We start from the raw sequence: 13904 nt of genomic DNA, 5'->3' as shown, positions 1-13904 counted from the left end.
CCCCGTGACCGTGGTGATCAGCCCAGCGAGAGCACCACGAGCGCGGTCGTCGCCGCCGTCTCCGCCAGGCCGCCGAACACATCGCCGGTGACACCGCCGAAGCGCCGGGCGCAGTGCCGCAGCAGCAGTTCGGCGGCCAGACACGACAGGCCCACCGCCACCGCGGCGCGCACGAGGTCGTACGTCCCCACGAGCGCGCCGGCGCCCGCCGCCACACCGGTCACGGCCGCCGCCACCAGCAGCGCGCCGCGCACCGGCACGGTGCCGGCGACCGCCGCGCCCAGCCCCCCGGGGCGGGCCGCGGGCACCCCGGTGCGGGCGGCGAGCGTGAGAGCGAGGCGGGCCGCGGCAGCCGAGACGACGGCCGCGAGGACACCCCGGCCCCACGAGACCTCGTACGCCTGGGCGAGTGCGGCCACCTGGGCGAGCAGGACGAACAGGAGGGTGATCACGCCGAACGGCCCGATGTCCGACTGCTTCATGATCCGCAGCGCTTCCTCGGCGGGCTTCGCGCTGCCCAGCCCGTCGGCGGTGTCGGCGAGACCGTCGAGGTGCAGGCCCCGGGTCAGCGCGGCCGGTACGGCGGCGGTGGCCACGGCCGCGAGCAGCGCGCCCGATCCCATGGCCAGCAGCGTCACGCCGGCCAGCGCCGCGCCCGCCCCGACCACCAGACCGGCCAGGGGGGCGCAGAGCATGCCGCCGCGCGCCGCGTCACGGTCCCAGCGGGTCACCTTCACCGGGAGCACGGTGAGGGTGCCGAAGGCGAAGCGGAGGCTGTCGGGCAGCGAGGCGCCGGAGGCGGTCTTGGACATCGGCGCAGGGTACCCGGACGCCCGGCGGGCGGATACGGCGGCAGTGGATAAAGTTCGCATATGGGTCATTGGTGGTATCGGAACATCGTCGAGCCCGGGAAGCTCCCCCTGTTTCTGGCGCTGGCCTCGTTCATCGTGACCTTCGCGGTCACGCGCGCCATCGTGCGGATGATCCGGGCCGGCAAGGGACCCTTCGGCAACGTCAAGGCCGGTGATCTGCACATCCACCACGTGGTTCCCGGTGTCGTGCTCACGGTGATCGGCGGCTTCGGCGCCGTCGCCGGCAGCCGGTACGGATTCTGGCCCTGCGTGAGCGCCGTGGTCTTCGGCGTCGGAACGGGCCTCGTGCTCGACGAGTTCGCGCTGATCCTGCATCTCGACGACGTCTACTGGACCGAGGACGGGCGCAAGAGCGTCGAGGTCGTGGTGCTCACGGCCGCTCTCGTCGGCCTGATGCTCAGCGGCTTCTCGCCGCTCGGCGTCAACGACCTCAGCGACCAGGAGGCGCAGAACCGCGCCAGCGCGATCGGGACCATCGCCCTGAACTTCTTCTTCGCGCTGCTCACCCTGAGCAAGGGAAAGGCCCGCACGGCGATCTTCGGTGTGATCGTTCCCTTCATCGCCCTCATCGGCGCCGTCAGGCTGGCCAAGCCCGCGTCGCCGTGGGCCAAGCGCTTCTACCGGAACCGGCCGCGCACCCGGGCCCGGGCACGGCTGCGCGCCTACCGGCACGACCGCCGCTGGGCGGGTCCCGCCCGCAGGGTTCAGGAGTGGATCGGCGGCAAACCCGACCCGGCCGCGGCCCGCTCCCTGCCCGAACAGCGGTGACGCGCGGCGGAGAGGCAGCACACCACCAGCACCGCGGCGATCGCCGCCAGGTGCTCCTTGCCCGCCAGGTTGTCCTTGACGATCACCTCGGCCGCCATGGCCCCGATCACGATCCCCGCCGTCGCGTACGCCCGGTAGCGCCAGCACAGGAACACGGCCAGGCCCACCACCGCCGCCGACGGGCCGGTGTCGACGACCAGCGCGTCCGCCCCGGGCAGCCCCGGCGGACGGTGCGGGCCGAGCGCGATGCCGGCACGGGCGTACAGCGTCCCGGCCAGCGTGGCGACGTACGCGACGACCAGGGTGCGCCACCAGCCCAGACAGATCTCGGCGATCCCGAAGACGACCAGGATCTGTGCCAGCGCGCCCCACACGGGCAGATCCAGCGCCGGCACGAACAGGGAGAGCGGGGTGCGGACCAGGGCGAGCCACAGCGGGTCCCCGGCCCGGACGGCACCCGTGTTCTGCACCAGCCGGTAGCCCCAGGACTGGTTCTGGACGACCTGGAGGACGGCCGTCAGGCACACCGCGCCGAGGGTCATCGGGGCCGCCCGCCACCCTCTCGCCCGCAGCGCCCGGCGCACGGTCGCGTACAGCAGACCCCACTCGGCGCGGGCCCAGTGGGCGGGTGCGCTCATCCGGCCGCCCCCACGGCTCTCCCCCCGCGGGTCCGCGCCGGTCTCATCTGTGCGACTCCAGGTGCTTGCGGTGCAACCACTTCGGCAGGCCCGGTGCCTCCAGGAACCCCTCGGCGCGCGCGGACGCGACCCCGATGCGCAGCAGGTCCGCGCTCTTCTCGAAGAGCAGGAACCGCGGCTCCCAGATCGGCCGGTACTTGGCGTTGGCCCGGTACAGCGACTCGATCTGCCACCAGCGGGAGAAGAAGCTGAGCAGCGAGCGCCACAGCCGCAGCACGGGGCCCGCGCCGAGACGCGCCCCCCGCTCGAAGACCGAACGGAACATGGCGAAGTTGAGGGAGACCTGGGTGATCCCGATCTCCCGGGCGCGCCGCAGGAGTTCGATCACCATGAACTCCATGAGCCCGTTCTCCGCGTCGCGGTCGCGCCGCATCAGGTCGAGGGAGAGCCCGCCGGGCCCCCAGGGAACGAAGGACAGCACCGCCCGCAAGCCACCCTCGGCGTCCGTGCATTCGAGCATCACGCAGCGCCCGTCCTCGGGGTCGCCGAGCCGGCCCAGCGCCATGCTGAAACCGCGCTCGGTCGCGCCGTCGCGCCAGTCGTCCGCGCGCTGGAGCAGATACGCCATCTCGGCGGCCGGGATGTCCTCGTGCCGCCGGATGCGCACCCGGTACCCGGCCCGCTTGACCCGGTTGTAAGCCTGCCGGACGGTCCGCATGGCCCGTCCTTCGAGGGTGAACTCGGCCGTCTCGACGAGGGCTTCGTCGCCCAGTTCCAGGGCGTCGAGTCCATGCCGGGAGTAGACGGTGCCGGCCTCCTCGCTCGCGCCCATCACCGCCGGGATCCAGCCGTGCTCCCGGGCCTCGGCGAGCCAGGGCTCGATGGCTCCGGGCCAGGCCTCCGGGTCGCCGATGGGGTCGCCGCTCGCCAGGGAGACCCCGCCCACCACCCGGTACGCCACCGCCGCCTTGCCGGTGGGCGACCAGACCACGCTCTTCTCCCGGCGCAGCGCGAAATAGCCCAGCGAGTCCCGGTCCCCGTTGCGGTCGAGGAGTTCCCGCAGCCGTTTCTCGTCGTCCTCGGTGAGCGGGTCGACGGCGCGCCGGGAGCGGAAGGCCGCGTAGAGCACGGCGAGGACCAGCAGGGTGCTGAGCACGTTGACGGTGACGTCGGCCCAGTTCGGTGTCGAGATCCCCGGGTAGTGGGAGTCGTCGGCGGCGACCGAGACGAGCCGCAGGGTGCCGTAGCGCCAGCGGTCCAGGAAGGTCGAACGGTGCGCGTCGTGCGCGTCGTTGGTGACGGTGACCAGCAGCGCGGCGAGCAGCGAGGTGACCAGGAGTCCCCCGAGCGCGACGGCCGCGGCCAGCTTCGGGTTCGACCGGTCGCCCTTGGCGTAGAACTCCCGGCGGCCGACGGCCAGGGAGCCCACGAAGGCCGCGGTCAGCGCGAGCGAGACCCAGTTCTGCGCGTACTGGCGGATCTCCGGGAACGCCATCGCGATGCCGAACAGCAGCAGGAACAGCCCGCTGAGCACCGAGTTGAGGATCCACGCGGCCCGCTTGCGCCGCCGCATCGTGATGGCCAGGAACATCGTGAACACACCGGAGGCGAAGCCGGCGGTCAGCAGATACGGCGTGAAGTAGTTCTCGGTGTTGTGCCGTCGGACGTCCTGTCCGAGCGACACCCAGGCGGCGCTCAGAAAGTTGATGAACGTGACCGCGCGCAGGTACCACACGGCGAACGCGGCGGACCGCCGGGAGGCAGCCGTGGACCGCCGGTCCCCGTCACTCCGGCGGCCCGAAGCCCGCTCCTGCTCAACGGCAACGGCAACGGCAATCCGGGCATCTCCCATAGAGCGGGATGATATGGGGCACAACGGCCACCGCGAGGGAGGTCCGGTCCGACCGCGGGCACGTGAAATTCAGCCCCGGCCGGGCAAGGCCCAGCTCCGGCCGCAGCAAACCCGTCCCCTCCGACCCACTTCTCGGGCACAGGAGGAATCCAGCCGCTCCGACCCGCCTTCCGGGCACGGGGAGAATCCAGCTCCTTCCGCCCGCTTTTCGGGTCCGGAGGGAATCCAGCCGCTCCGACCCGTCTTTCGGGTGCGGGGAGATTTCAGCCCCTCCGGCGTTTGAGGAGCGGGGTCTGGGGCGGAGCCCCAGGTACGGGAAGGGCAGGGGCGGAGGGGGCGAAAGAAGGGTGCGGTGATGACCGGCCGACCGGATCCGGAACCCGGCCGGGCCCGACTCCGGCCGGAACCTGGCCAGGGCTGCATGTCGGAGCCGGGCTCGGGCTCCGGCTCGGGACCTGGGCCGGAGCTACGCGTCGGAGCCGGCGCTCGCACCGGGCTCGGAGCCGGGGTCGGACGCGGGGTCGGGCTCGGAGCCAGACGCGGAGCCGGGGTCGGACGCGGAGTCGGACTCGGGCTTGGAGGGCTCCTCCGGGGTTTCCTCCGTCGCCGGAACAGAGGCTTCCGGAAGCTCCGCCGCGAGGCTCGCCGCAGCCTGGACCAGCGGCAGGGCGAGCAGCGCACCCGCCCCCTCGCCCACCGACACCCCGTGGTCGAGCAGCGGTTCGAGAGCCATCCGGTCCAGCGCCTTCGCCTGGGCCGGCTCCCCGCTGCGCTGCCCGGCGAGCCACCAGTCCGGCGCACGGAAGGCGACCCGCTGGCCGACCAGCGCGCACGCGGCCGACACCACACCGTCGAGGATCACCGGCATCTTCCGTGCCGCGCTCTGCAGCAGGAACCCGGTCATCGCCGCCAGGTCGGGCCCGCCCACCGTCGCCAGGAGCTGGAGCTGGTCCCCGAGCACGGGCCGCGCCCGCCGCAGCGCGTCGCGTACCGCGGCGCACTTGCGCATCCACGCGAGGTCGTCGATGGCCTGTCCGCCCCGCCCGGTCACGACGGACGCGTCGGTCCCGCACAGCGCCGCGATCAGGACGGCCGCAGCCGTGGTCCCGCCCACGCTGATGTCACCGAGCACCACCAGATCCGTACCGGAGTCCGCCTCCTCGTCCGCGATGGCGACCCCGGCCCGGAACGCGGCCTCCGCCTCCTCCAGGGTCATCGCGTCCTCGACGTCGATCCGCCCCGAACCGCGCCGGATCCGGTGCCGTACGACCTCGCCGGGCAGCCCCTCGGGGTCGGCCTCCAGCGACATGTCGATCACCCGCACCGGCACGCCGAGCCTGCGGGCCAGCACCGACGCGGGGCTCGCGCCCTCCAGGACCGCCCGCACCAGCCGGCCCGCCCCGCCCGCGGGGCGCGCCGACACGCCGAGGGCCGCGACCCCGTGGTCGCCCGCGAACAGCAGGGCGCGCGGGTGCTCGATCGGCCGTACCGGCACCGCGGACTGCGCCGCCGCCAGCCATTCACCCAGGTCGTCGAGGCGGCCCAGCGCGCCGGGCGGCACGTTCCGGCGCTCCCGGTGCGCCTCGGCGTCCCGGCGGACGCCTCCGTCGGGACGCTCGATCAGATCGGTGAAGTCGTCGAGATTAAGCGAGCTCATTCGCCGAACAGTACCGGCACTGATCGAACGTGTCCGCGCCACGTCGTTGCGCTCCGGATCCCCATCGCATACGTACCGTTTGTATCGGATTGTCGTACGGCTCGTCCCCGACAGGAGCGTCCATGCCCCCCACCCCCCAGCCGATCGCCGAACGCCGTGCCGCCTACGCGGCCGAACTCGCCCAGGGCACCGCCCGGTTCCACGAACCGCGCCGCGCCGACTGCCCGTGGTGCGGTTCGAAGCGCCTGCGCACCCGGCTGCGCACACCGGATCTGCGGCAGCGCAAGCCGGGAACGTTCGCCGTCGACGTGTGCGGGGACTGCGCCCACGCCTTCCAGAACCCCCGGCTCACCCCCGAGGGGCTGGCCTTCTACCGGCGGGACCCCCGCGAGGACACCCACGACGGCCTCGCCGAACGGCTGCTCCGTGCCCGCGGCGGCGCCGGACACCACCTCGCGGCAGCCCGCGCCCTGCTGCCCTTCGCGGAACCGGAGAGCTGGCTCGACATCGGCACCGGGCACGGACACTTCCCGGCGGCGGCCAAGGAGGTCCACCCGTACACGTCCTTCGACGGCCTCGACCCGACGCGGCGCGTCGAGAAGGCGCGGGCCGCGGGACGGGTGGAGGAGGCGCACGTCGGACGGCTCACCGACCCGCGGATCGCGGAGCGGCTGCGCGCCCGCTACGACGTCGTGAGCATGTTCCACCACCTGGAGCACACGCCCGAACCGCGCCAGGAACTGCGCGCCGCGCTCGCGGTGTTGAGACCCGGCGGACACCTCCTGGTCGAAGTACCCGACCCCGACTGCGCGTTCGGCGCGCTGCTCGGCAAGTGGTGGCCGGCGTACGGCCAGCCGCGCCATCTGCACCTCATGCCGCTGCCCAACCTGCTCGGCGAACTCGAGTCCCTGGGCTGCGTCGTCGTCGCCACGGACCGGCGCGAACCGCACATCCCCCACGACCTCTCGGCGGCTCTCGCCCTGGCGCTCGGACGTGCCCTCCCCGGCCCCGACGCCCCCTGGTGCCCGGCCCCGCCGACCCCCTTCCAGCGCACCGCGCGCCGGGCCCTGAGCCGGGCGTCCCTCCCGCTCCTCGCCTCCGCCGCCGCGCTGGACCGGCTGTCGGCCCCCCTGCTGCGCCGCACCCGCTTCTCGAACGCGTACCGCGTCGTCGCCCGCAAGGAGGCCTGAACCGCCGCCGCCCGCGGTCAGCCCCGCAGCGTCAGGGCCTGCCCCGCCACCACCAGCAGCACGTGCTCGCACTCCCCGGCGAAGGCCGCGTTCAGCCGCCCGAGTTCGTCGCGGTAGCGGCGACCGGAGGCCGTGGCCGGCACGATGCCCGAGCCGACCTCGTTCGAGACGGCCACGAGCGTGCGGCGGGTGCGGCGGACCGCGGCGACGAGTTCCTCCACGCGGGCGCGCAGGGCGCGTTCACCGCCCCCGGACCACTCGGCGTCGTCCCACGCGTCGACCGAGTCCATCGCGTCCGTCAGCCACAGCGAGAGACAGTCGACGAGCAGCGGCGGGCCGTCCTCGTCGAGGAGGGGGACCAGGTCGCACGTCTCGACGGTCTGCCAGGAGCCGGGCCGCCGCTCACGGTGGGCGCCGACCCGCTGCGCCCACTCGGCGTCCCCGCCGCGGGTGCCACCCGTGGCGACGTACAGGACGTCGGCGAAGGTCTCCATCCGCCGCTCCGCCTCCACCGACTTGCCCGAACGCGCCCCGCCGAGCACCAGCGTCCTGCGCGGCACATCGGGCACGTCCTCGTACACGCCCACGTCGAGCGTGGCCCCGTCGGGCACGGCCCGCGCGCCCGCCGCGGCGAGCCTCCTGCGCAGCTCGGCCCCCGGGGGCACGTCGTGGCCGAGGTGCACCGCGATCACGTCCGTCGTCGGGTCGACCGCGCCGGCCGCGCGCAGCTTCGCCAGGGCGTCAGGACGTCCCACCACGTCCAGGAGCACCATGTGATACGCCTCGCCGTTGTCGTCCAGGCCGGCCGGCGCCGCCCCCGGCGGCAGGTACAGCAGCCGCTGTCCGGCCGGGCCGGTCACCGCGTATCCCGTACCGGGCGCGTCCATCGCCACCGCCCGCACCCGGTGTCCCGTCATCAGCGCCAACTCCCGTCCGTCGGGCACCCGGCCGGGCTGCGGCAGCCCGGCCGGCACCTCCATCGCGGGCCCGTCGTGCGGGTGGGAGAGCAGTACCTGCCGTACACCGCCCAGCGAGTGCCCGGCGCGGGCCGCCGCGAACGCGGCGCCGGGGGTGAGGTCGAGCAGCAGCGTGCCGTCCACGAGCAGCGCGGTGGCCGCCCGCGCCTCCTCGCCGAGCGCGCTCGCGCAGGCAGCGCAGGGACAGTCGGGGCGGGGCAGGCCCGCTGGGGCACCGGTGCCGAGCAGAGTCAGTTCCACGCCGCCGATCTTTCCGTGTCCCCGCACGTCTTGCGCGTCCGGCTAGGCTTCGGACGGAAGACGGATCTTGTCCGGCTTCCGCTGTGCAGTGTGCTCACACCTTGGAGGCGTACATGGCGGCATGGACGTGGCGGTTCGAGAAGTCCGACGGGACAGAGGTCCAACCCGCGGTGCAGCCCGAGGAGTTCACCACCCAGGGTGACGCCGAGTCCTGGATCGGTGAGGTGTGGAAGGACCTTGTGGCGGGCGGCGCGGACCAGGTGTTCCTCTTCGAGGACAGCACGCAGATCTACGGCCCGATGAGCCTGCACGCCGAAACGGAGTAGGCCGGTAGGGGTTGCCGGGGACACACCCCGGCAACCCGCCTCCCACCACGGCACCCGTGCGAGCGACATCAGCGGCCCGGGGCCGGCCGGTGGCCGGGGTCGATCAGCGGCCCGGGGCCGGTCAGCCCCGCACGCCGCACAGATGAAGAAGGGCCGCCACCTGGCGGTAGGGGTCCGTCCGGCCGGCCCGCTCCTCGGCGGCCAGCATCGTCTCCGCGTCCGGCGGCACCGGCGCGCCGTCGGCCGCCGTGTCCGTGAAGACGCGCACCCCGTACCAGGCGTGCAGAGGAGCCCCGATCCCGGCGAGCGTGCCGGTCAGCGTGGCGAGCCGGTCGGCGCGGACGTCGAGACCGAGCCGGTTCGTGTACGCGGTCGTGTCGAACGAGGCCAGCGCCGTCGCCCAGTCCCCGCCGATCCCGGGCCGCATGGCCAGCGCGTCCGCGTTGCGCACCAGCAGCGAGAGCAGCCCGCCCGGGGCCAGCATCCGCGCCAGCCCGGCCAGCAGGGCGTCCGGCTCCTCGGCGTACATCAGGACTCCGTGGCACAGCACCACGTCGAAACTGCCCGGCAGGAAGTGCACACCCGTCTCGTGCCCGTCGCCCTCGACGAGGCGCACCCGGCTCCGGATGCCCTCGGGCTCGGCGGCCAGCGCCTCACGGGCCACCGACATCATCGTGGCGTCCCGTTCGAGCCCGGTCACCTGGTGGCCGGCCCGCGCGAGCCGCAGGGCCTGTGTGCCCTGGCCCGCCCCGACGTCGAGCACCCGCAGGCGCTGCCCCACCGGATAACGCCCGGTTATCTGCTCATCGAGCTGCCGGGCCACCAGTTCCTGCCGTACGACATCCCGCAGCCCGCCCAGCCTGCTCAGCCAGGCATCCGCCGCGCCCCCGGAGAACGACGTAGTGCTCAGGGCCGCTCTCCGCGCTTGACCTGCGGCTTCGGCAGCCGGAGTCGACGCATCTGGAGAGTGCGCATCAGCGCGTAGCGGACCGCGCCCTTGGTGTTCTCCTCCGGGAAGCGCGCGTTGAGCTGCTTCCTCAGGCGGATCGCGATGACGAACGAGTCGACCACGATCATCACGATGACGACCAGCCAGAGCAGCAGCGCCACGTTCTTGAGCACGGCGACCGGCACCACGCTCAGCATGAGGATGATCACGGCCAGCGGCAGGAAGAGCTCGGCGATGCAGAGCCGCGAGTCCACGTAGTCACGCGCGAACCTGCGCACCTTGCCCTTGTCGCGCACGGGCAGGTAGCGCTCGTCGCCACTGGCCAGGGCCTGGCGCTGCCGCTCCATCGCCGTACGCCGGTCGTCACGCTGGCGCTTGGCCGCCTCCTTGCGCGTCGTCGGCGTCTGGGCGACGCTGCGGCGCTGGGTCTGGGCCTCACTGCGCTTCGGCGTGGGGCGGCCCTTGGGGGCCTGAGGGTCACGGGTCACTTTGGAGTCGGTCACCGGCGCCTTGTCGGCGGGGGCCTTCTCTTCCTTCGCACGGCTACGGAACACAAAACCCAAGGGTACGGGGTCCGCGAGCATGGACGTCGATCGAGTGGGGAACGATCCGGCAACACCGTGCGTCTGTGGTGGACAGAGGGGACGTCGTTCCGGGGTGCACCCCCGGGTACCACCTACTCCTTACGCCGGAGCGGTGGCGGGCGCAGTCGTCCTTGGGGATGAGCGCATCCGTCCCCGAACAGTGCGGTAATGGATGCAGGGCCCGTACTGTGGGTCCTGTTGTAGTACCTGGAGCTGGAGTCCGTCAGAAGGGGGCGCGCGAAGCCCATGAGCGGTGTCATGAAGCGTATGGGGATGATCTTCCGCGCGAAGGCGAACAAGGCCCTTGACCGGGCCGAGGACCCGCGCGAAACCCTCGATTACTCCTATCAGAAGCAGCTGGAGCTGCTCCAGAAGGTCCGGCGCGGTGTCGCCGACGTGGCGACCAGCCGCAAGCGTCTCGAACTGCAGCTGAACCAGCTCCAGAACCAGTCCTCCAAGCTGGAGGACCAGGGCCGCAAGGCCCTCGCGCTCGGCCGCGAGGACCTCGCCCGTGAGGCGCTGTCGCGCCGTGCGGCGCTCCAGCAGCAGGTCACCGACCTGGAGACGCAGCACCAGACCCTCCAGGGCGAGGAGGAGAAGCTCACCCTCGCCGCGCAGCGTCTGCAGGCCAAGGTCGACGCCTTCCGTACGAAGAAGGAGACGATCAAGGCGACGTACACGGCGGCCCAGGCGCAGACCCGGATCGGTGAGGCCTTCTCCGGCATCTCCGAGGAGATGGGCGACGTGGGGCTTGCCATCCAGCGTGCCGAGGACAAGACCGCGCAGCTCCAGGCGCGGGCCGGCGCGATCGACGAGCTGCTCGCCTCCGGCGCCCTCGACGACCAGTCCGGGCTGGCGAAGGACGACATCCAGAGCGAGCTGGACCGGATCTCGGGTGGTTCGGACGTGGAACTGGAGCTCCAGCGCATGAAGGCCGAGCTGGCCGGCGGTTCCTCGTCGCAGAAGCAGGCGATCGAGGGCGGCACGGGCCAGTCCCAGCCGTCGTCGCAGCCGCAGGACACTCCGCGCTTCGACAAGCAGTGACCTGGCGGGCCCATGCCTGAGGAGGCGACATGATCGTACGGATCATGGGGGAGGGGCAGGTGAGGCTGGACGACGCCAGGCTCACCGCCCTGAACAAGCTGGACAACGAACTGCTCACCGAGATGGAGAGGGGTGACGAGTCCGGCTTCCGCCGCACTCTGGCGGCCCTCCTGGACGCGGTGCGCGGTGCGGGGACCCCGCTCCCCGACGACTCGCTGGAGCCGTCGGAGCTCATCCTCCCGTCTCCGGACGCCACGCTCGAAGAGGTCCGCGAGATGCTGAGCGACGACGGCCTGATCCCCGGCTGACCCGCTTTCCGCTCCGGCTTCCGGGCCCGAGGGCACAGCCCGCCGGCCCGGGACACGGGGACGCACAGGTGCGGGGGAGCACGCGGCACGGACCGCGTCACGCTCCCCGGACGCGGCACCGGTACGTCCGGCACCGCCCCTGGCCCCCGGACCCTGGCACGGCACCCGAGCGCGTTGCCGGGACGCACGTGCCGCCCCGCGCCGCGGCCGGGAGACGGACCGGGTGCGGCGCCGGGACGTCCGGCACCGCCCCTGGCCCCCGGCCCCTGGCACGGCACCCGAGCGCGTTGCCGGGACGCACGTGCCGCCCCGCGCCGCGGCCGGGAGACGGACCGGGCGCGGAGTGGTGGCGTACCGGCCGGTCCCCAGCCCGGCAGGGCCCCGTACCGTGGACCGGATGAGCACTCTGGAGCGTATGAGGGACTGGCTGCGGGACCACTGCCTCGCCCTGGACGCCGCCCTCGCCGCCGGCGTCCTCATCAGCATGGTGGCCGGCTCCTTCGTCGACGCGCACGGCGCCGACGGAACGACCTGGAGCGCCCGCACTCCCGACATCCTCAGCCTCGCCCTGATGGTCCTCGCCGCAGCGGCCCTGGTCTTCCGCCGCCGCGCCCCGATGAAGGTCCTCGCGGCGACCGTCGGTGTCTCTCTGGTGGAGCTGGTGACCGCCGACCCCCGCGCCCCGGTCACCATGTCCGCCGTCGTGGCCCTCTTCACCGTGGCCTCGGCCACCGACCGCCCCACGACCTGGCGCGTCGGCCTGCTCACCATGACCGTCCTCACGGCGGTCGCCATGCTCTCCGGACCGCTGCCCTGGTACGCCCAGGAGAACCTCGGCGTCTTCGCGTGGACCGGCATGGCCGCGGCGGCCGGTGACGCCGTCCGCAGCCGGCGCGCCTTCGTGCACGCGATCAAGGAACGCGCGCTGCGGGCCGAGCGCACCCGGGAGGAGGAGGCGCGCCGCCGTGTCGCCGAGGAGCGGCTGCGGATCGCCCGCGATCTGCACGACGTCGTCGCCCACCACATCGCCCTCGTCAACGTGCAGGCCGGAGTCGCCGCCCACGTCATGGACAAACGCCCCGACCAGGCCAAGGAGGCCCTCGCCCACGTACGGGAGGCCAGCCGGTCCGCGCTGAACGAACTGCGCGCCACCGTGGGCCTGCTGCGTCAGTCGGGCGACCCCGAGGCCCCGACCGAGCCCGCCCCCGGGCTGGCCCGGCTCGACGAGCTCGCGGACACCTTCCGCAACGCGGGGCTCCCCGTCGAGGTGGCCCGTTCCGACTCCGGCACGGTGCTGCCCGCGGCCGCCGACCTCGCCGCGTACCGGGTGATCCAGGAGGCCCTGACCAATGTGCGCAAGCACGCGGGCCGGGGAGCGAAGGCCGAGGTCAGCGTGGTCCGCGTCGGGCCGGTGGTGGAGGTGACCGTCCTCGACAACGGCCCGGGCCGGGACACGGTCCCCGGACAGGACACCGGCCCGGAACAGGAGTACGGCCGGGGAGACGAGCACGGCTCCGGACCGGACACCGGACCGCAGGAGGGCGGCGGTCACGGGCTGCTCGGCATGCGCGAACGCGTCACCGCGATCGGCGGGAGCTGCACGGCCGGTCCCCGCTACGGAGGCGGTTTCCGCGTCCATGCGATCCTTCCGGTCAAGAACCACGCGTCTGCCCTGGGGGACCCCGTATGACGATCCGTGTCGTGCTCGCCGACGACCAGGCATTGCTGCGCAGCGCCTTTCGCGTGCTGGTCGACTCGGAACCCGACATGGAGGTCGTGGGGGAGGCGTCCGACGGCGCCGAGGCCGTCGCGGTGACCCGGGACGAGCGGGCCGACGTGGTGCTGATGGACATCAGGATGCCGGGCACCGACGGACTCGCCGCCACCCGGATGATCACCGCCGACCCGGGCCTCGCGCACGTACGGGTCGTGATGCTGACGACGTTCGAGGTCGACGAGTACGTGGTGCAGTCGCTGCGCGCCGGCGCCTCGGGCTTCCTCGGCAAGGGCGCCGAGCCGGAGGAACTCCTCAACGCCATCCGGATCGCCGCGGGCGGGGAGGCGCTGCTGTCCCCGGCGGCCACCAAGGGCCTCATCGCCCGGTTCCTCGCGCGGGGCGACGACGAGGGGCCGGGGGCCGCCCGCTCCGAGCGGCTCTCCGCGCTCACCGGACGCGAGCGCGAGGTGCTCGTCCAGGTCGCCGCGGGCCACTCCAACGACGAGATCGCCGAGCGCCTCGAAGTGAGTCCGCTCACGGTGAAGACCCACGTCAACAGGGCCATGGCCAAACTCGGCGCACGCGACCGGGCCCAGCTGGTGGTCATCGCGTACGAGTCGGGGCTGGTACGCCCGAGGGTGGACTGAGCGTTACCTGCGCGTACTGCGCCTGGAGTAGGTTCCGGGTAAGGAAATGGACCCAGGGGCTACGGATCGTCGCCCGTTCATGGCCCAAGGTGTGACGTGGGGCGTTCCCCAGTTCACCGCCTTCCGCTCGAACCA

14 protein-coding genes are annotated in these 13904 nt (G+C 73.1%); 7 read left to right on the top strand and 7 right to left on the bottom strand.

The window, feature by feature from the left end; translation table 11 throughout:
* Positions 1–17: 17 nt before the first annotated feature.
* A complete protein-coding gene (locus OG485_RS14095; protein WP_328668666.1) occupies positions 18–812 on the bottom strand; it encodes an adenosylcobinamide-GDP ribazoletransferase in 795 nt (264 codons plus the stop codon).
* A gap of 60 nt (positions 813–872) precedes the next feature.
* Between OG485_RS14095 and OG485_RS14090 the strand changes: the two genes are divergently transcribed.
* A complete protein-coding gene (locus OG485_RS14090) occupies positions 873–1640 on the top strand; it encodes a hypothetical protein (RefSeq protein ID WP_328668665.1) in 768 nt (255 codons plus the stop codon).
* Here OG485_RS14090 and OG485_RS14085 read toward each other — a convergent pair.
* The 3 genes from OG485_RS14085 to cobT all read right to left on the bottom strand — a co-directional run bounded on the left by OG485_RS14085 (position 1577) and on the right by cobT (position 5787).
* Entirely contained in the window at positions 1577–2278 is a 702-nt protein-coding gene (locus OG485_RS14085) for a hypothetical protein (protein ID WP_328668664.1), read from the bottom strand. The two genes, OG485_RS14090 and OG485_RS14085, sit on opposite strands and share 64 nt — an antisense overlap.
* A 43-nt stretch (positions 2279–2321) precedes the next feature.
* Positions 2322–4130: a phosphatidylglycerol lysyltransferase domain-containing protein gene (locus tag OG485_RS14080; RefSeq protein ID WP_328668663.1), complete on the bottom strand. Its 1809-nt coding sequence runs from the start codon at positions 4128–4130 to the stop codon at positions 2322–2324.
* Positions 4131–4596: 466 nt separating this feature from the next.
* Positions 4597–5787, bottom strand: coding sequence for a nicotinate-nucleotide--dimethylbenzimidazole phosphoribosyltransferase (gene cobT / locus OG485_RS14075; RefSeq protein WP_328668662.1), 1191 nt, complete (start codon positions 5785–5787; stop codon positions 4597–4599).
* Between the two features lie 122 nt (positions 5788–5909).
* On the opposite strand from cobT, the gene OG485_RS14070 reads away from it, so the two are divergent.
* Entirely contained in the window at positions 5910–6977 is a 1068-nt protein-coding gene (locus tag OG485_RS14070) for a class I SAM-dependent methyltransferase (protein WP_328668661.1), read from the top strand.
* A 17-nt stretch (positions 6978–6994) separates the two neighbouring features.
* Here the strand turns inward: OG485_RS14070 and OG485_RS14065 are convergent, their stop codons facing one another.
* The gene (locus OG485_RS14065) at positions 6995–8194 is read right to left on the bottom strand and encodes a bifunctional adenosylcobinamide kinase/adenosylcobinamide-phosphate guanylyltransferase (RefSeq protein ID WP_328668660.1); all 1200 of its coding nucleotides are present in this window, start codon (positions 8192–8194) and stop codon (positions 6995–6997) included.
* A gap of 113 nt (positions 8195–8307) precedes the next feature.
* On the opposite strand from OG485_RS14065, the gene OG485_RS14060 reads away from it, so the two are divergent.
* A complete protein-coding gene (locus OG485_RS14060; protein ID WP_326788229.1) occupies positions 8308–8520 on the top strand; it encodes a hypothetical protein in 213 nt (70 codons plus the stop codon).
* A 121-nt stretch (positions 8521–8641) separates the two neighbouring features.
* On the opposite strand, the gene OG485_RS14055 is transcribed toward OG485_RS14060, so the two are convergent.
* Positions 8642–9343, bottom strand: coding sequence for a class I SAM-dependent methyltransferase (locus OG485_RS14055; RefSeq protein ID WP_328668659.1), 702 nt, complete (start codon positions 9341–9343; stop codon positions 8642–8644).
* Between the two features lie 83 nt (positions 9344–9426).
* Entirely contained in the window at positions 9427–10053 is a 627-nt protein-coding gene (locus OG485_RS14050; RefSeq protein WP_328668658.1) for a DUF3043 domain-containing protein, read from the bottom strand.
* 246 nt (positions 10054–10299) lie between these two features.
* Here OG485_RS14050 and OG485_RS14045 point away from each other — a divergent pair, with 246 nt between their 5' ends.
* The 4 genes from OG485_RS14045 (at position 10300) to OG485_RS14030 (ending at position 13769) form a co-directional block, all read left to right on the top strand.
* Positions 10300–11097 carry a PspA/IM30 family protein gene (locus OG485_RS14045; protein ID WP_326790984.1) on the top strand — a complete coding sequence of 266 codons (798 nt, stop codon included), beginning with the start codon at positions 10300–10302 and terminating at the stop codon, positions 11095–11097.
* 29 nt (positions 11098–11126) lie between these two features.
* Positions 11127–11405, top strand: coding sequence for a PspA-associated protein PspAA (gene pspAA / locus OG485_RS14040; RefSeq protein WP_328668657.1), 279 nt, complete (start codon positions 11127–11129; stop codon positions 11403–11405).
* Positions 11406–11802: 397 nt separating this feature from the next.
* Positions 11803–13095, top strand: coding sequence for a sensor histidine kinase (locus OG485_RS14035; RefSeq protein WP_328668656.1), 1293 nt, complete (start codon positions 11803–11805; stop codon positions 13093–13095).
* A complete protein-coding gene (locus OG485_RS14030; RefSeq protein ID WP_328668655.1) occupies positions 13092–13769 on the top strand; it encodes a response regulator transcription factor in 678 nt (225 codons plus the stop codon). The genes OG485_RS14035 and OG485_RS14030 overlap by 4 nt, the downstream gene beginning before the upstream one ends.
* Positions 13770–13904 lie beyond the last annotated feature (135 nt).

Origin of the sequence: Streptomyces sp. NBC_00328 (genome assembly GCF_036139655.1) — a bacterium.
Classification (GTDB): domain Bacteria; phylum Actinomycetota; class Actinomycetes; order Streptomycetales; family Streptomycetaceae; genus Streptomyces.
This window is presented reverse-complemented; position numbering and strand designations above follow the sequence as displayed.